Source organism: Streptomyces sp. NBC_00873 (genome assembly GCF_045207415.1).
Taxonomy (GTDB): Bacteria; Actinomycetota; Actinomycetes; order Streptomycetales; family Streptomycetaceae; genus Streptomyces.
The window spans coordinates 8,159,536-8,177,316 of record NZ_CP108803.1 but is presented as its reverse complement, the minus strand read 5'-3'; the positions used below and the strand labels follow the sequence as shown (position 1 = coordinate 8,177,316).

General features: G+C 71.1%; 16 protein-coding genes. 8 read left to right on the top strand and 8 right to left on the bottom strand.

Annotation, left to right across the window (positions count from 1 at the left end; genetic code table 11):
• Positions 1-6 precede the first annotated feature (6 nt).
• Complete coding sequence (locus OH809_RS37780) at positions 7-696, top strand: hypothetical protein (RefSeq protein WP_406416718.1); 690 nt, start codon at positions 7-9, stop codon at positions 694-696.
• Positions 696-1,805 (top strand): serine/threonine-protein kinase, encoded by a 1,110-nt coding sequence (locus OH809_RS37775; protein WP_406424753.1) that lies wholly within the window; start codon positions 696-698, stop codon positions 1,803-1,805. Before OH809_RS37780 ends, OH809_RS37775 begins: the two co-directional genes overlap by 1 nt.
• Here OH809_RS37775 and OH809_RS37770 read toward each other — a convergent pair.
• Complete coding sequence (locus OH809_RS37770) at positions 1,764-3,044, bottom strand: streptophobe family protein (RefSeq protein ID WP_406516112.1); 1,281 nt, start codon at positions 3,042-3,044, stop codon at positions 1,764-1,766. The genes OH809_RS37775 and OH809_RS37770 overlap by 42 nt on opposite strands.
• A 144-nt stretch (positions 3,045-3,188) precedes the next feature.
• On the opposite strand from OH809_RS37770, the gene OH809_RS37765 reads away from it, so the two are divergent.
• Entirely contained in the window at positions 3,189-4,433 is a 1,245-nt protein-coding gene (locus tag OH809_RS37765) for a DUF6777 domain-containing protein (RefSeq protein WP_406416722.1), read from the top strand.
• A 276-nt stretch (positions 4,434-4,709) separates the two neighbouring features.
• Here the strand turns inward: OH809_RS37765 and OH809_RS37760 are convergent, their stop codons facing one another.
• Positions 4,710-5,501 (bottom strand): lamin tail domain-containing protein, encoded by a 792-nt coding sequence (locus OH809_RS37760; protein WP_406516111.1) that lies wholly within the window; start codon positions 5,499-5,501, stop codon positions 4,710-4,712.
• Between the two features lie 466 nt (positions 5,502-5,967).
• Here OH809_RS37760 and OH809_RS37755 point away from each other — a divergent pair, with 466 nt between their 5' ends.
• Complete coding sequence (locus OH809_RS37755; protein WP_406416725.1) at positions 5,968-6,579, top strand: TetR/AcrR family transcriptional regulator; 612 nt, start codon at positions 5,968-5,970, stop codon at positions 6,577-6,579.
• An 81-nt stretch (positions 6,580-6,660) separates the two neighbouring features.
• Positions 6,661-8,373: an acyl-CoA dehydrogenase family protein gene (locus OH809_RS37750; protein WP_406516110.1), complete on the top strand. Its 1,713-nt coding sequence runs from the start codon at positions 6,661-6,663 to the stop codon at positions 8,371-8,373.
• Between the two features lie 104 nt (positions 8,374-8,477).
• Here OH809_RS37750 and OH809_RS37745 read toward each other — a convergent pair whose 3' ends face one another.
• The 4 genes from OH809_RS37745 to OH809_RS37730 form a co-directional block, all read right to left on the bottom strand.
• Positions 8,478-9,233 (bottom strand): SRPBCC family protein, encoded by a 756-nt coding sequence (locus OH809_RS37745; RefSeq protein ID WP_406416727.1) that lies wholly within the window; start codon positions 9,231-9,233, stop codon positions 8,478-8,480.
• 10 nt (positions 9,234-9,243) lie between these two features.
• Entirely contained in the window at positions 9,244-10,356 is a 1,113-nt protein-coding gene (locus OH809_RS37740; RefSeq protein WP_406416729.1) for an XdhC family protein, read from the bottom strand.
• Positions 10,349-10,786, bottom strand: a complete 438-nt coding sequence (locus tag OH809_RS37735; protein ID WP_406416731.1) for a VWA domain-containing protein — start codon at positions 10,784-10,786, stop codon at positions 10,349-10,351. Before OH809_RS37735 ends, OH809_RS37740 begins: the two co-directional genes overlap by 8 nt.
• 171 nt (positions 10,787-10,957) lie before the next feature.
• Complete coding sequence (locus OH809_RS37730) at positions 10,958-11,257, bottom strand: DUF1876 domain-containing protein (protein WP_406416733.1); 300 nt, start codon at positions 11,255-11,257, stop codon at positions 10,958-10,960.
• Between the two features lie 270 nt (positions 11,258-11,527).
• On the opposite strand from OH809_RS37730, the gene OH809_RS37725 reads away from it, so the two are divergent.
• Positions 11,528-12,370, top strand: a complete 843-nt coding sequence (locus tag OH809_RS37725) for a PP2C family protein-serine/threonine phosphatase (protein ID WP_406516109.1) — start codon at positions 11,528-11,530, stop codon at positions 12,368-12,370.
• A 66-nt stretch (positions 12,371-12,436) separates the two neighbouring features.
• Entirely contained in the window at positions 12,437-13,432 is a 996-nt protein-coding gene (locus OH809_RS37720) for an MASE1 domain-containing protein (RefSeq protein WP_406516311.1), read from the top strand.
• A 15-nt stretch (positions 13,433-13,447) separates the two neighbouring features.
• Here OH809_RS37720 and OH809_RS37715 read toward each other — a convergent pair whose 3' ends face one another.
• A complete protein-coding gene (locus OH809_RS37715; RefSeq protein ID WP_406516108.1) occupies positions 13,448-14,713 on the bottom strand; it encodes an FAD-binding protein in 1,266 nt (421 codons plus the stop codon).
• Positions 14,714-15,077: 364 nt separating this feature from the next.
• On the opposite strand from OH809_RS37715, the gene OH809_RS37710 reads away from it, so the two are divergent.
• Positions 15,078-16,586 (top strand): sugar transferase, encoded by a 1,509-nt coding sequence (locus OH809_RS37710; RefSeq protein ID WP_406416738.1) that lies wholly within the window; start codon positions 15,078-15,080, stop codon positions 16,584-16,586.
• 109 nt (positions 16,587-16,695) lie between these two features.
• Here the strand turns inward: OH809_RS37710 and OH809_RS37705 are convergent, their stop codons facing one another.
• A complete protein-coding gene (locus tag OH809_RS37705; protein WP_406416739.1) occupies positions 16,696-17,679 on the bottom strand; it encodes a GDP-L-fucose synthase family protein in 984 nt (327 codons plus the stop codon).
• Between the last annotated feature and the right edge of the window lie 102 nt (positions 17,680-17,781).

The following is a 17,781-nucleotide window of genomic DNA, read 5'->3' as shown; positions in this document are numbered from 1 at the left end:
GAGCCCATGGCGACACCGGAGTTCCACCCCACACATGTGGTCCCCCCGGACGGGATGTCCGCCTGGGAAGGGCCCGACGTGACCCGGCCCACCGAGCCGCTTGACCCGCTGCTTCCCATCCAGCTGCTCGGCCGGCGGGGCGACTGGGGACAGATCCTCTGCGCCAACGGCTGGTCGGCATGGGTCGACGGCCGGCTGCTCGTCTCCGTTCCCCACGGCCCGCCGGAGTCCGGACAGCCGCTCGCGCGCACCGCGGACCCCCGGCCGCTGATGGCGCGGGTTCAGGAGTCGCTGACCCAGTACCGGCGCGCCGCGGAGGAGCTCGCCGAGGACCGGATCGACGGTGAGACCTTCCACCGCCGGACCCAGGGGCTGCGGGTGGGCATGGTCGTCGACAGCGAGGCGATGTGGCTGTACGACGCCGAGCACGAGCGCTGGGTGTACTGCGACGGCACCCAGCTGAGTACGTACGCGGCCTCGGGCGGTCCCGGTCGGCCGAGCAGTGCCCCCACGGACGGCGGAGCGGGCGAGGCGCACGCACCGGAGCCCGAGCCGACGCAGATCGTCGACCCCGCGCGGCTGGCCCCGTACCGCCCGGCGGATCCCGCCGATGCCGAGCCGACGCAGCTCCTGCGGCCCGTCGACCGGTCCGGGGCGGACACCGCGCATCCACCCACCCGGACGGGTGACGCATGATGTGCCCCGCCCCCGCGCCGGGCCCCCCGCACTCCCCCGACCCCCGGCAGGACACGGCACTGCCCGTGGGCCGCCCGTCCGATCTGCTCGGCAGACAGATCGCCGGCTACCGGGTGGAGGGCGAGATCGGCCGCGGCGGCATGGCCGTCGTGTACCGGGCCAGGGATCTGCGACTTGACCGCACGGTCGCCCTCAAGCTGCTCGCCCCGGAACTCGCCCGCAACGACACCTTCCGCAAGCGGTTCACCCATGAGTCGCGGGTGGCCGCCGCGATCGATCATCCGCATATCGTGCCGGTCTTCGAGGCCGGGGAGACCGAGGGCATCCTCTACATCGCGATGCGTTACGTCGCCGGGCAGGACCTGCGCGCCCTCATCGACCGTCAGGGGCCGCTGCCGATCGGGGCGGCGGTCCGGATCGCCACGCAGGTGGCGTCCGCGCTCGATGCCGCCCACGACCACGATCTGGTGCACCGGGACGTCAAACCCGGCAACATACTGGTCGCGGCGGGCACGGACAGCGATCACCCGGAGCATGTGTACCTCACGGACTTCGGGCTGACGAAGAAGTCGCTGTCGCTGACCGGGTTCACCTCGGTGGGCCAGTTCGTCGGCACGCTCGACTATGTGGCGCCTGAACAGATCTCCGGCCGCCCGGTGGACGGCCGATGCGATGTCTACAGCCTGGCCTGTGTCGTGTACGAGACGATGGCCGGTATGCCGCCCTTCCAGCGCGACGACGACATGGCGCTGCTGTGGGCCCATCAGTTCGACCCGCCGCCACCGCTGACCGGCCGGCGGCCCGATCTCCCGGCCACCGTCGACGAGGTACTGGCGAAGGCCCTGGCCAAGAGTCCGGACGACCGGTACGACTCGTGTCTGCAGTTCGTGGCGGCGCTGCGCGGTGCGGCGCGGGCCGTGGTGCGGGAGAACCATCCGCCGACGCAGGTGGACATGCGGATCGGTGCGTGGGCCACGGGGGCGGGGGCCGAACCGCCGCCCGCGCCGCCGCGGTGGGCACTGCCCGTGTTCCCCGGGCTGGTACGGGACGCGAAGTCGGTGACCGCCTCAACCGTCCGCCGGGACTTCTCCCCGCCGGTGGACCCTTGAGGCGAGCAGACTGCCGACGAAGCCGGTGACCAGCCCCCAGGCGACGGCGACAATGAGGGCGGATCCCAGTCGTGGGCGCAGTGTCACCTCCCCGCCGAGACCACCGCCGAGGTCCCCGATGCCCAGCAGCGACAGACCGTAGTGCGCCGAGATCCTGGCGACGAGACAGATGGTCAGCACGGTGAGGACGAGCGCCACCGCCATGTGTACGGCGTGCTGCCACGGCCGCATCCGGCCGGGCGAGCGGACCGCCATGAGAAAGGCGGCGGCCAGGGTCAGCACGGCGGCGACGACGACCAGCCACCAGGCCCGGCCGTCGTGGTCGGCGAGCGTGGAGACGCTGAGGGTGGAGAGGTCCGGCGTACGCAGAACCGAGTCCAGCACCTGTGGCATGGGCAGCCCGAACGGTCCGTCCACCTTTCCTTCCCAGGACGCCCCGAGCCCCAGCGTGTACGCGAGCCAGACGAGGTTGGGCAGCCCCAGGAGGATCACGGCGACCGTCTCGGCCGGGTGGCCCCGGGTCACCATGACGACGAGTCCGACGATCACGCCCAGGACGACGTACGCGAGCAGCAGCGCCACCATCGCGTACGCGGCCGGGCGCACCGACTCCTGGAAGCGCAGCAGCCGGGTCGGGAGCGGGGCACTGCGCGACACGACGAGAGCCAGGACAAGGACGCCGACCAGCCAGAGCAGACCGAGGAGCAGGGTGAGCGGGACGTCGGTCCTGAATCCGACCTTTGGCGAGGCGCCCAGCAGGCCACCGATGACTTCCCCGGTCGGATTTTGGACAGGAACGTCGAAACTCTGACGGGCCAGGAGCGACAGGCCGATCAGGACCAGCGCCCACAGCACCGCCACCCGGGTGGCCCAGCCGGCCAGTTCGCGTGCGCCCGCGACCGCCCGGTGGCGCAGGGGCCGCAGAAAGCCGGCGGCGATGACCAGGGCCCCGGCCAGAGTCACGGACAGCGGAAGCACCGAGAATTCCGCATGGGTCCTGACCAGTTCCCCGGCGTTTCCCGAGAGGGAGACGGAGCCGCCTGCCGCCATCACCACGACGGCCGCGACGACACGCAGGAACGCACCCGGGGGGAGACCGGTCGCACCTGCCGCCCAGAGGCCGAGGGCCGCGGTGGCTGCCATGACCACGAGTCCGGCGAGCACTGCCAGGAGAGCTTCACCCCAGCCGTGCGCGGCGCGCGGCGCTCCGCTGCGGTCGATGGATCCTTGGTGGCTCACGCTGCCACGCTAGGCAGGAGCGCGGCCATCCGCCCCTTGGGAGGACCCGACCGCGTCAGCTTGCGGGCCGCGTGAGTACCCGGCACACAATGGGCGGGTAACGGAAGAAACTGGGACTGATCCCTCCGTTGGGAAGAAGAGCCCGTGAGTGCCCAACCGCCGTCGTCAGGCCGCCCGACAGGCCCCCCTTCCGGCCCGCTCTCGGGTCCCTCGCAGCCGGGTTCCGTGCCGCCACCGCCCGATGTCCCCTCGGGCGGTGGCGGTGGCGGCTCCACGGGTGGGCCGCCCGTACCGGGCGGAGCCGGTGGTCCGGGCCGCCCCTGGTGGCGTTCCGTACCGATGGTGGCGTCGATCGGCGCCGCCCTCGTGGCCGCGGTGATCCTGACCATCGTGCTCACCCGCCCCGACGGTGGTGCGGTGGCGGCCGGTGAGGTGTTCCTGCAGCCGGCCGGTTCGGCCGGGCAGGATCCGTTCACCGAATCGACGGCGCGCACCAGCGCCCCGGCGACGCCGACCCCGGTACCCAATCCGTCGGAGACCCGGGCCAACGTCACGCAGGGCGTGGACGGGGCGACCCCCGGTCTGTACGGCGGCACCCGCAAGGTCGCCAGCTGCGACGTGGAGAGGCAGATCACCGCGCTGACAGCCGATCCGGACAAGAAAAAGGCCTTCGCCTCCGTCCTGGGCATCGATCCGTTCGGCGTCCCCGACTACCTGCGGGCGCTGACCCCCGTCCGGTTGCGGATGGACACCCGGGTCACCAATCACGGCTACCGGAACGGCGCCCCCACCAGCTACCAGGCGGTGCTTCAGGCGGGCACGGCCGTTCTCGTCGACGACCACGGTGTGCCGCGGGTGCGCTGCGCGTGCGGGAATCCGCTGCTCCCACCGGTCGCGGTCAAGGGCATCACACGACTGAAGGGCGAACCCTGGCCCGGATTCAGCTCCTCGCACGTCGTGGTGGTGAGACCCGCTGCCCAGGTGGTGGACGTGTTCATCATGTTCGACCCGAAGTCCGGGGACTGGCTCGCCCGCAAGGCGGGTGACACCGGTGGCAGCGACAAGAAGACCGAGCCGCCCGCCGAGCACACACCGTCACCCTGCCCGTCCACCGGCCCGTGCCCGTCGACTTCGGCGTCCTCGAAGTCCACGTCATCGAACTCGCCGGCGACCGAGTCCCCGTCCTCGCGCGCGCCCGCATCCGAGCCGCCGAATTCGCCGTCCCCGCCTTCCCCGAAGCCGACGGCCTCCGCGCCACCGCCCGTCACCGAGTCGCCCGCGTCCCGGCCGGCCCCGGAGCCGGCGAACACGGAGTCCCTGACACCGCAGGCCTCCGCGGCGTCCTCCGTCCCCGGAAGCGCGTCCGAGGTCGGCTCCGCCTTCTCCTAGGACCTTTTTGCGCGGCGTCTGCGGGCGGTTCGGGGATTCGGATGAGCCACGGTAGGCACCTTCGGAGGGCCGGGGGCGGATGTCGTCACGTCAGTTGCCGCCGGAAGCCGAAAGGTTGCCGACCCTCCGCCGGGGGCGGGGTGCGCGACCGCTGCCCCTGACTCAGGCGGCGCACCGCGGCCGGGGGCCGGGGTGCGCCGCGGGCGGATGGGGCGGGGCCCCGCTCCCGGGTCAGGGTGCGGGGGTCAGAGGGTCAGGACAGGTGGGTGCAGGGGGTCAACGACGACCGTCGTGGTCGCGGTCCTTGTGGTCCCGACCGTCGTGGTCGCGGTCCTTGTGGCCCCGACCGTCGTGATCGCGGTCCTTGTGGTCCCGACCGTCGTGGTCGCGGTCCTTGTGGCCCCAACTGTCGTGATCGCGGTCCTTGTGGTCCCGACCGTCGTGATCGCGGTCCTTGTGGCCCCAACCGTCGTGATCGCGGTCCTTGTGGCCCCAACCGTCGTGATCGCGGTCCTTGTGGCCCCGACCGTCGTGATCGCGGTTCTCGTGACGGCGGTTGTCGTGACGGCGGTTGTCGTCGTCACGTCCGTGGCCCCACCACCCGTCGTAGTGACGGCCCCAGGACTTCGAGTCGACCCTGTAGCCGTCCTCGTTGCGCAGGGTCGCCGTGTCGCGGTTGTCCCAGACGTAGCGGCGGAGGTCCTGGTAGACGTCGTCACGGTCGTCGCGGCCGTAGCCGGTGTGGACCCGCACCGAGGAACGGCCGGCCAGACGCATGTCGAACCGGTAGGTATTGCGGCTGTCGTCGCTGAGGGTCCAGCCACTGAGGTCGACCGTGCGGTAGCTGGTGTTGGTGACGGTGACCCACTCGTCGTTGAGGCTGCGGTTGGTGCCGTTGTCGCGTCCGGGGCTGTCGTGCTGGATCTCGCCCAGGACGACGCCGGAATACGAGTTCGGCCGGCCATAACCGCGGTCGTTGTCGTCGGCGGCGGCCGGGAGAGCGGCGGCGCCCACCAGCGCGCCGGCAGCAATGACGGTGGCAGTGAACCGCCGTGCGGAACGGGACATGAAAACCCCTCAGGTGCAGGCCCGGACCGTGTGGCCCGAGCGTTGATCGATCCCGGCGTGATACCGAGAGCGCACACTTTGGCCCGATCGCCCGATTTACGGCAGACGCCTCGATACGTGTTACGAAATGCAGACATTTCCGTCACACGCGCATGCATTTGGCACGCATTCAACTACCCGGGTACCTGTCAATCACTGACCGGTGCACCCACCCGTTCGGGACCGGCACATCCGTCACGGTGCGCGCCACGTCAACCCGCGCGCACCACGGTTCACCCCTGCGTGACCGGCACGGAATTCTGTAACAGCCGTCGCCCACCCGGCCTCGAACAGGATTTCCGCTACGCGGGGAAAAGGGAAAGGGGGTTCTACCTCCCTGCCGCCACCGACGGCCGCCGATCATTGCGCGGCGGACACAACGGTGGTTCAGTGGGAGCTGAAGTTATGAATCGAGGTTCAGAACATCATGGCCTACCGCCCCACCGCCCGTACCGAGGCGACCCGGCTCGCGCATCGCCAGCGGCTGCTGGACGCCGCGCGGCAACTGCTGGCCGAGGGCGGATACGCCGCGGCCAGCATCTCCGCGCTCGCCGAGCTGGCCGGAGTCGCCACCGGCAGCGTCTACAACCACTTCGCCTCCAAGCAGGAGCTGCTCGCCGCGGTCTTCCGTCATGTCGCAGGTCATGAGCTCACCGCGGTGCAGCAGGCCGTGGGCGCCACAAGAGGGGCGGCGCAGCAGTTGCGCACCCTGGTCGAGGTCTTCGCGTTCCGGGCGCTGCGGACACCCCGCACGGCCTGGGCTCTGCTTGCCGAGCCGGTCGATCCACTGGTCGAGGCGGAGCGGCTGACCTATCGCCGCGGCTACCACGCCCTCGCCGAGACGGTCATCGCCGCGGGGATCGAGGCCGGCGAGCTCCCCGCGCAGAACGTCCGGCTCTCGGCCGCCGCCGTAATCGGGGCGATCAGCGAGGCGCTGCTCGGTCCGCTCTCCCCGGTGGGCGAACGCACCGACCCGGAGCCGGTCGTGGCGGACATCGCCACGCTGTGCCTGAGAGCGGTGGGAGCGAGCGGCACCTGACCGCTCCCACCGCACCGCCGTACCAGCAGAGCAACCTCCCGGCCGAAACTCCTACCGCCGACGTCAGACAGGACCGCCGACATGACCGTCACCGCACACCCCACCGGCCTCCGGTCAGGGGCTCCCGCACCGCACTCCACCCACGAGGTCACCAATCAGGTGCCGCCCCGGACCGGCCTGGACGAGTACGGCACCAATCCGCCGCTCGCCGAGGCGGTACGGGCATTCGGCGCGGCCTGGCACGAACCGGAGCTCCATGAGATCGGCAGCCTGGTCGGCTCGGAACCGTTCCAGAACCATGCGGAGCTCGCGCACACGTCACCACCCGCGCTCCGCACCCACGACCGGTACGGCAACCGCGTCGACGAAGTCGAGTTCCACCCCGCGTACCACGAGGTCATCGGCGCGGCCGTGGGCTACGGCACGCACACCGCGGCCTGGGCCGATCCGAAGCCGGGTGCCGCGGTCGCGCGGGCGGCGTCGTTCATGCTGTTCGCCCAGATCGAGCCGGGCCACGCCTGCCCGATGTCGATGTCGCACGCCGTGGTCCCCGTACTGCAGCGCGACGGCGAGGCGGGCCGTGACTGGCTCCCGGGCCTGCTGAGCCGCTCGTACGACCCGCGGCTGATCGCCCCGGGCAGCAAGTCGGGGCTCACGTTCGGCATGGGCATGACGGAGAAGCAGGGGGGTTCCGACGTTCGCGCCAACACCACCCGCGCGGTTCCGGTGGCCTCCGACCCCGACGGCCGGGCCCACCTGCTGACCGGCCACAAGTGGTTCTTCTCGGCCCCGCAGTCGGACGCCTTCCTCGTTCTGGCCCAGGCCCCGGCCGGGCTGACCTGCTTCCTCGTACCGCGTGTGCTGGCCGACGGCACCCGTAACACCGTCCGCATCCAGCGGCTGAAGAACAAGCTCGGCAACAAGTCGAACGCGTCCTCCGAGGTGGAGTTCGACGGAACCTGGGCGGTGCGGGTCGGCGAGCCCGGTCGCGGCGTTCCCACCATCATCGACATGGTCAACCACACCCGTCTGGACTGTGTTCTCGGCACCACCGCGGGCATGCGCCAGTCGGTGTCCGAAGCGATCTGGCACGCGCAGCACCGCAGCGCCTTCGGTGCCAGGCTGGTCGACCAGCCGGCCATGACAGCGGTCCTCGCCGACCTGGCCCTGGAGACGGAGGCCGCGACCTGGACCTCGCTTCGCCTCGCCCGGGCGTACGAGACCGGCAGCGGCGAGTCCGAGACGATGTTCCGCCGACTGGCCACCGCGGTGTCCAAGTACTGGATCTGCAAGCGCGGTCCGCACCACGCGTACGAGGCCCTGGAGTGTCTGGGCGGCAATGGCTACACCGAGGACTGGCCACTCGCCCGGCGCTACCGCGAGCAGCCGGTGATGGCCGTGTGGGAAGGCTCCGGCAATGTGATCGCGCTCGATGTGCTGCGTGGTATCGCCAGGACCCCGCAGTCCCTGGATGCCTTCTGGGCCGAGCTGGAGACGACGACCGGGGCCAGTGCTGTACTGGACGCGCATGTGCGCCGGGTGCGTCAGGAGCTGGTCGCGGATCTGCGCGATCCGCTCGCCGCGGAGCTCCGTGCGCGGGCGACGGTCGAGGGCATGGCGCTCGCCCTGCAGTCCTCGCTGATGCTGCGGCACGCTCCGGCGCCCCTGGCCGAGGCGTTCGTCGCCGCACGCCTGGGCGCGGACCGCGGTCACCAGTACGGCGTCCTGCCGCGCGGCACCGACACCACGGCGATCGTGGAGCGGCACTTCGGCGCGCGTCAGCTTGGGAAGTGAACCCCGCCGCGCCGGCCGCGCACGGCGGTCCGCTTCCCGAGTCGTGCGTCCGTGCGCTGGGCGCCGCCCTCGCGGAGTCGCTCGCCGCCGCCCATGCGCAGGGGTCACCCTGCGGGCCTGGCGCCGGCCTTCCCCGGCAACCGGGGTCGGCCGGCCCGCCGGCGGCAGATCCCGCGCAGGAGAGCTACGGCCAGCGCGGCAAGGGCGGCCGCGCCGAGGACCGCCGCCGCGCGGTCGGCCACCGGCGCACCCGCTGTGCGCAGCCGATCGATCGGTTCCGCCTGGTACGCGCCTGTGCCGCCGCTCCCGAGCGGTGCCGTGGGTTCGGGCTCCGCGGCGCCGGTCCGCGAGACGGGTTCGCGCGCAGCCGGTTCCGCGGCGCCGTTCTGCGCTGCGGGTCCACGCGCAGCCACTGCCGCCTCCGACAGCTGCGCGGAGAGGCAGCCGGCGAACTGTTCGATGAGCTTGTCGCTGACGTCGCTCATCACCCCGCGGCCCAACTGGGCCGGCCGTCCGGTGATCGTCAGGTCGGTGTCGACGGTGACGGTCGTGCAGTCGTCGCGCTCGGCGAGCGTCCCGGTGACCGCGGCCGCGGCCATGCCCTGGCCCCGCACTTCCTTGCCCTTGGCGGCCAGCACGATCAGGTGTTCCGGTTCGTCCTTCTCCAGGAAGGTCGCCGTGCCGCGGTATGTCACGGTGATCGGACCCACCTTCACCTTGGCGGAGCCCTTGATGGTCTCGCCGTCGAAGTCCTCCACGGTGGCGCCGGGCATGCAGCGCGAGGCGCGCTCGATGTCGAGCAGCGCCCGCCACGCCTCGTCGACCGGTACCGGAACGGTGAATGAGTGGTGCAGCTGCATGGTCTCCTCCTCACACGGACTTCGATCGCGACCGGTGGATCGCCCCGGCCGTGTCCGCCAGGGGGGCGCCGGTACCGCCCCAGCGCAGTGCGACGATCTCCGCGGCGATCGAAACGGCCACCTCCTCGGGGGTGCGGGCGCCGAGGTCGAGGCCGATGGGCGAGCGCAGTCTCGCGAGCTCCGCCTCGCCGAGTCCGGTCTCGCGCAGCCGGGCCAGGCGTTCCTCATGGGTACGGCGGCTCCCCATCACGCCGATGTACGCGGCCGGGGAGCGCAGGGCCACCTCCAGCAGCGGGACGTCGAATTTCGGATCGTGGGTGAGTACACACATCACGGTCCGCTCGTCGGTGCCGGTGCCGCGCAGGTAGCGGTGCGGCCAGTCGACGACCACCTCCGCCCCGGCCGGGAAGCGGCGGGGATCGGCGAAGGCCGGGCGGGCGTCGCACACCGTGACCCGATAGCCGAGGAACGCGCCGATGCGCGCCACGGCGGCGGCGAAGTCGATCGCGCCGAAGACCAGCATGCGCGGCGGCGGCGCGAACGACTGCAGGAACACCGTGACGTCGTCCTCGCGGCGTTCGCCGCGCGGTCCGTAGTGGCGCAGGCCCGTTGCCCCTTGGGCCAGTTCGCCCCGGGCGTCGGCGGTGACGGCGACGTCGAGGCCGCTGGTGCCCAGGGACCCGGACACCGTGTCCGGCCATACGGCGAGCGCGGCGCCGCGCGGAGCGGGGCCGTCGGTCACGGTGGCGACCACCACCGGACGGTGTGCGGCGACGGACGCGGCGACCTCGCCGAACGCGGGATCGGTGACGGCCGACACGGGGCGTACGAGGAGGGTGATCTCGCCTCCGCAGGTGAGCCCGACAGCGAAGGCGTCCTCGTCGCTGTAGCCGAAGGTGTGGAGCTGCGCCCGTCCGGTCTCCGCGACCTCCTTGGCCAGGTCGAAGACGGCGCCTTCGACGCAGCCGCCGGAGACGCTGCCCACGACTTCGTCGCCGGGGCCCACCGCCATGGCCGCCCCGGGGCCCCGGGGCGCGCTGCGGGTGACCGCGACGACCGTCGCAAGTCCGAACGGTTCACCGGAGGCGTACCAGCGGCTCAGCGCCGGGAGGATCTCACGCATGGCGCTCGCCGCCTGCCGGTGCGGCTCCGCCGACGACGGCCGCCAACTGCTCCAGGGCCTGCAGGCTGTTTCCCTCGACGAACGCGTTCACGCGGGGCAGCGCTGCAGCCATGCCTGCGGCCCGTGGCTCGTAACCCGGTCCGGCCCGGCGCGGGTTGGACCGCGCCACCCGGTGTGCCGGCCGGTGCAGCCGCCGCATCCGATCCACGAGGAGCGCGGGGTAACCGCGCTCCCGGCCGTCGGAGAGCACGCCGACCACGGTTCCACGTGCGGTGGCGCGCCGGCCCCCTGTATCGAGGAAGGCACCCGGCGTCCCGCCGAGCCGGGTGCCGCCGCTCCGGTCGAAGACGGCCGCCGCAACGGCGGCCGGTGCCGTGTCCGGATCGCGGTGCGTCATCTCGCGGGTCAGCCGGGTGCCGATCGTGAACACTTCAATGAGGTACGGGTCATACGTCCTCCCACGGACAGGAACGGCCCGGAGGCATGACGGAACGCCTTCCCGTTGTCTCCCCCCTCCGCCCTGCAGCCGCGCGCACCACGGAGACACCGGCCACTCGGCGGCAGGCCACACCCTGATCCGGTCCGATCCGAAAGAAAGGCCCTAGCTCGACACGTCGGTCCAGGCGTACGGCTTGCCGAGGGGGCCCTTCGGGGGTCCGGCACCCACTGACTCCATTTCGCGGTCCGCCTCTCTCATCAGCTGGCCGGCGACGTCCTTCATCGCGCGGCTCGCCGCGAGTTCGTCACCGATGCTGGGGATATCCACGTCCGTCGGGTTGCAGCGCGCCACCCCGTGGCCGATGAGCTTCTCCGAACCGGTGTCCAGCACGGCTTCGGCCTTGGTCGTGCCCTCCTTCTCGGACAGATCGAGGCGGAGCTTCCATTCCAGCGTGCGTGTCATTGCGCACCTCCTCGCCCGCGTCCGGCCACGGTGAGCCGCCACGACACGGTCCTGTCTTCAGCATCTCTCCACCCGAGTCCGTTCGCGCGCTCCCGGCCCGGCCGCTTCGGGTCGGCACGACGCGATCCCCCGACGGCGGCTCGTACTGCAGGGTGTTCAACGTCGAAATATGATGCAGGGGCCAGCCGGAAGAGGGGCCTCACGGTTCGGTCCCGCCGCGTCAGGCCCTGTGTGTTGCGGCTCGCGAACGAATGCACTGCGGAGCGGCCCATGAACCGGCGTCGTCCTCCCACTTCGGTGAGTGCGGAGGAGCTGCTCACCACGTTGCAGAGGCTCACCGCCCGGGCGCGGCAGGAGGTGCAACTGCACCAGGCACGCGTGGAACTGGCCGAGGCACTGCAGCGCGAGATGCTTCCGGCCGCTCTGCCCGCCCGCCCCGGTCTGCAGACGGCGGCCCGTTACGCGCCGGCCCGCAGTGGCCTGGACATCGGTGGCGACTGGTACGACGGCTTCCCGCTGCCGGACGGCACGCTCGCCTTCGCCATCGGGGACGTACAGGGCCATGACGTCGAGGCCGCCGCGTTCATGGGGCAGATCCGGATCGGGATGCGGGCGATCGCCGCCACGAGCTCGGCACCGGGCGAGATACTGAGCCGCACCAATGATCTGTTGCTGTCCGTCGACAGCGCGCTCTTCGCGACCTGCACATTCGTCCGTCTCGACCCGCGCACGTGGGTACTCGACACCGCGCGCGCAGGACATGTCGCCGCGGTGTGGGCGACGGTCGACGGACGCTCGGGCATCACCGAGGACGCGGGAGGTCTGCCGCTGGGTATTCAGGCCGGTTCGCAGTATCCGGTCACGCGGTACCGGCTGACCACCCCGGGGGTGTTCGTGCTGCTCACCGACGGGTTGGTCGAGGGGCCGTCGTTCCCGATCGAGGAGGGCCTGGACACAGTGGTGCGGCTGGTGGCCCCACGTGCCGCGGCCGGGGCCGACGAGCTGGCCGACGCGGTGCTGCAGGCTGCGGAACGCACCGGGCACGAGGACGATGCCGCCGTACTCGTCCTGCGCCACCACGTGTCCCACGCCGCACAGCGTGACGACCGGTGACGCCGGGCAGCGGGCCGAGCGTGTCACACAGCTGCCGCCCCCGGCCCGCGGTGTCTGATGAGAGCTGTGATCCGCAGTGAGGGAACCAGAGGTACGGCGGTGACCGCCCTGAGCATCCTGGCGGTCGCCGCCGCCTACTACGGGGTGGGACAGCTCGGTCTGCTGAGGCAGGTGGCCATCCACGGCGCCAGAATCACCCCCCTCTGGCCGGCGACGGGCATCGCGCTGAGTTCTCTGCTCTATCTCGGCCTGCGCATCTGGCCCGGTATCGCTCTCGGATCCTTCCTCGTCGTCGCCACCGCCACCGGTCCGGTCGACCTCGCCACCCCCGGCATCGTCGCAGGCAACACCCTCGCGCCGGTCTGCGCGTACCTCATGCTCCGCAGGGCCGGGTTCCGGAAGGAACTGGACCGGCTGCGCGACGGGGTGGTCCTGGTCTTCCTCGGTGCGATGGCCGGAATGCTGATCAGCGCCTCCATCGGCACGAGCATGCTGGCCGTCACCGGCAGGCTGCCGTTCGGCCATTTCTGGCCGGTCTGGGCGGCCTGGTGGGCGGGGGACGCCACGGGCGTGCTCATCGTCACCCCTCTGCTCCTCGTGATGCGCAGGGCCAGGCTGCCCCGGAGGACCGACCGGTGGGCGGAGGCGACTGCGTTGGCAGTCGTCTGCTTCGTGCTCGGCGTGGTGGCCACGAGAAACTCGCTGTCGATGCTGTACGCGATGTTCCCGGTGCTCATCTGGGCCGCGCTGCGCTTCCAGTTGGCGGGGAGCGCACCGTGTGCCCTTGTCCTGTCCGTGCTGGCGATCATCGCAGGCAGTGAGAAAGTGGGAGCGTTCCGCGGTCACACCATCCTTGAGATCATGCTCAATCTGACGATCCTCAACGGCTCAATGGCCCTCACCGCCCTGCTGCTGGCGTCGATCGTCACCGAGGACATGAATATCCGGCGCAGGATCGAGCAGGCCTGCGAGGAGCTCGCCGAGGTGGTGGACCATCTCGCACCGGGAATATCGGCGACCGCGTGGCCGTCCCGGTACCGGGACGAGCGCCACGGCCGCTGACCTTCACGCTCTGCGTCACCGCGGGAAGTGGCGGTCCAGGAAGTCGTTGCGGAAGGTGCCGGCCGGGTCGTACCGGGCCATCAGCTTCTCGAAGTCGGCGTACTGCCCGTACAACGCGCGCAGCGTCTCGGGCGCGGTCGTGAACACCTTGCCCCAGTGCGGCCGGGCGCCGAACGGTGCGAGCGCCTCCTCGATCGCACCGAGCACCGGTGTGACGGCGGCCGTGTCCGGGACCCATGTGAAGTGGAAGGCCACCGCGTCGATGCCGCTCGCGGGGCTGAGCCACAGGTCGTCGCGGGCCACGGTGCGGATCTCGCCGATCTGGAGCAGGGGGGCGATCCGGTCCCGGATCCGGTCCAGTGCCGCAAACGCCGCCGCGGCCTCGCGCCGTGCCACGAAGTACTCCGACTGCAGCTCGTCCCCGTTGCTGGGGGTGAACTCCAGCCGGAAGTGAGGCAGTCGCTGGTGCCAGGCGCCGGGGACGCCCTGCTGCCGGGTGCAGTTCTGAGCGGGCATGCCGTGGATCGGATGGCGCGGGCCGTCCGCGAGCCGGGCACCGAGCCATTCGGCGGGTGCCTGCCGCGCTCCTTCGGCGTCCACCCGCTGCTTGAGCCAGACCTGGTTCACCGGGCCACCGCGCCAGTCGGTGAAGAGGCTGACGCTGTACGCGGCGGACATCACCTCGTCGAATCCGTCCGGGTCGCCGAGCCGGGACTGCGGCAGATCCTCGTAGACCCACTGCTGTACGTCGAAGGCGGGCACCAGGTCCAGGGTCAGCCGGGTCACCACCCCCAGGGCGCCCAGGGCGACCACAGCCCCGGGGAAGTCCGCGTCGCCGCGCTTCAGCTCCGCGGTCCGGCCGTCCGCCGTGACCATCTCCAGCGCCCGGACCGCCCCGGCGATCGAACGGTTGCCGATGCCCGAGCCGTGCGTGCCGGTCGCGCAGGCGCCCGCCACGGAGATGTGCGGCAGTGAGCCCAGGTTGTGCAGGGCGTAGCCGCTCTCATGGAGGACATCGGCGAACTCCCCGAAGCGGAGCCCCGCGCCGACGGTGACCGATCCGGCCGCCCGGTCGATCTCGACGACGCGGTCCAGTCCGGCCAGCGACACAAGGTCTCCGGCCGTGTCCGCGACGGTGCTGAAGGAGTGCCTGGTGCCCAGTGCCCGTACCGTGGTGCCGGAGGCCACGATCTCCTGGATCTCGGCCACCGAGCGGGGAGCATGGAGGCGCCGCGCCCCGAAGGTAAAGTTTCCGGCCCAGTTCTTCTCCGCGAGAGTCACCGCACGCCTTCTTTCTCTCGTCGCCGGCGCTCGCCGCCTCGGGTGCATTCTCCCAGACATGGGTGCGGCATCACGAGGACGTGACATATCCGCACATAGTCCCAGGGCGGAACCCGCCAAATGCCAACAGCCGACCGCAGACCTCCTGTATCCAGCGCGGAACGGGACGAGATCCGACCGTCGTTCATGCCTGAACTTCACGAGAACTCCAGCAAAATGGCACGTGTGTGGATATCGTGCAGCGGGCGAGGGCGCGTCCGTCAGTCCACGGGATCGGCGGATGCGTCCCGTTTATGGAGATGCAACTGTGACTGGGGGGTTCATGGGGCATGTCGAGCTACCCGAATCCGACATACCGGGATCCGTGGGACTGGCGGGGTCGCCACGACCACGGACCACTTCAAATCGGCCTCGCAGCAGGGAACTTGAAAAGCTGTGGAGTGCCCCGACCGTACAGCGCGAGCGTTCTGACCAGACGCCCGCACCGAAGAGAAGACCGGGCCGGTACCTGCCGCTCGTCGTCGGGGCCGATCTTCTCGGGCTGGGGATACCGGCCTGGCTCATCCTTCGCGCGGGCGGGCTCCCGCGGGCCCAACTGGCGGCGATCGTCGCCGCGTTGGTGTGGTGCGGAGCCCGGCTGGCGCGTGGCCGGTACACAACCAAGCGACCGGGGGGCCTCCGCAGTGCACTGACCGTGCCCGGGGACTGGCTGCTGCTCATCGGCGCACTGGCCGTCCTCAGCACGGTGTTCGGCGAGCCGGTACGGCCGGTGACCGCGGTCGAGGCGCTCCTGCCCGGCCTGCTGGTGACCGTGGCCGTTTCGCTCGTGCGCCAACTCCCTTGGCCGGGAAGGCGGCAGCGCGCCGAGCACCGCGTGCTGGTGGTCGGTGAGGCTTCGGGGGTGGACCGGGCGGTGCGGCTGCTCGGTTCCCGAACGGACCACGCGTACAACGTGGTTGCGGCCATACCCGTCGGAGAGACATCGTTGGGCTGCGAGGCTCCGGTCCCGGGGCACCTCGCACCGGCTCCCGCCGACGACGACGTGTCGACGGTGCTGGGCGGAGCCTTCGCCCACGAGGCGGACCTGGCGCTGGTGATACCCGGACCACAGCTTTCCGGGGAGCGGCTGCGGCAACTGTCCTGGGGCCTGCACGACGGGGGCCTGCAGCTGTCCGTGCTGTCGGACCTCTCGGAGATCGCGGCAGGCCGGGTCCGGCCCGTCTCGGCGGCCGGGCTGACACTGCTGCACATCGTGCCGCCGCTTCGCCAGGGGCCGCAGATGGCCCTGAAGGGTGCGGTGGACCGCACGGGTGCGGCGCTCGGACTGGTGCTGCTGGCACCGTTGTTGCTCCTGATCGGGGCAGCCGTACGGCTCACATCCGAGGGCCCGGTGTTCCACCGCCAGATCCGCCAGGGCCGGCACAACCGGCCGTTCACCATGTGGAAGTTCCGCACCATGGTCGAGGACGCCGAAACGCACAAGGCGGAGCTCCTCGCAGCGAACGAGAACGACGGTGCGATGTTCAAGATCCGCCGCGATCCCCGGGTGACGCGGATCGGCCGGCTGCTGCGCCGGAGCTCGCTGGACGAGCTGCCGCAGCTGCTCAATGTCGTCCGTGGCGAGATGTCCCTGGTGGGTCCTCGTCCGCCTCTTCCGGAGGAGGTGTCCTGCTACGACGAGTGTGAGCTCCGGCGCCTCGCGGTCCGGCCCGGGCTGACCGGGCTGTGGCAGGTCAGCGGGCGTTCCGACCTCTCCTGGCAGGAGACGGTTTCGCTCGATCTGTGGTACGTCGACAACTGGTCGGTGGCCACGGATCTGGGGCTCATGGCCCGTACGCTGCGCGCCGTCACCGACGGCCGCGGGGCGTACTGAGAGCGGCGGGGACCGGATGCGGAAGATGAACCTCGACCGGCCGTACGGGGTCGGCCGGGCGGGCCGGAGGCGCTCTGCGGCGGCCCGCCCGGCCCGGCCGGGGGCGCGGTCAGTCCTGGGCGCCCTGGTGGTCCAGCCACCAGGCGTAGGTCCGGGCGATGCCGTCACGCAGCGGAATCTGCGGCTTGAAGCCGAGGGAGGAGAGGCGGGAGACGTCGAGAAGCTTGCGCGGGGTGCCGTCGGGCTTCGTCGTGTCCCACAAGATACGGCCTCGGTAGTTCGTCACATCCTGGACGGTGGAGGCGAGTTCGCGGATCGTCAGATCCTCGCCGCAGCCGATGTTGACGGGTTCGTCACCGTCGTAACGCTCCAGGAGCAGGAGGCATGCGGCGGCCAGGTCGTCGACGTGCAGGAACTCGCGCCGGGGGCTGCCGGAGCCCCAGAGGGTGACCTCCGGTGCGCCGTCCCGTCCCGCCTCGTGGAAGCGGCGGAGCAGGGCGGGCAGGACGTGCGAGGACTCCAGGTCGAAGTTGTCGCCGGGCCCGTAGAGATTGGTGGGCATGGCGCTGATGTACGAGGCGCCGTACTGCCGCCGGTACGACTGGGTCTGCACGATCCCGGCGATCTTGGCAAGCGCGTAAGCCTCGTTGGTCGGCTCCAGCGGTCCGGTGAGCAGGGCGTCCTCGGGGATCGGCTGGGGAGCGCGCTTGGGGTAGATGCAGGACGAGCCGAGGAAGAGCAACCGCTCGACCCCGGCGGCGTGCGCACCGGCGATCACGCTCAGCTGGATGCGCAGGTTGTCCTCGAGAAACTGCACCGGATACGTGCTGTTGGCCATGATCCCGCCGACCTTGGCGGCTGCCAGCACCACGGCGTCCGGGCGGATGTCACGCAGAAAGGCTTCGGTCGGTGCGGCGTCGCGCAGATCGAGCCGGTCACGGCCGCGGGTGATCACCTCGTGGCCTTCGGCGGTGAGGCGGCGCACCACCGCCGAGCCGACGAGACCTCGGTGTCCCGCGACGAATATGCGGGAGCCGGGACGTAGCAGGGGGCGGACGGATTCCTGGGGAGGGCCGGGGAGATCAGTCGTCATGGTTCGGATTGTGCCAGTAACTGTATGTCGCGGTGACGTTTTGCCGCGGATCGCTCAGATCACGATATTTCGGTGCACCAACAGCAACGCAGACGACCACAG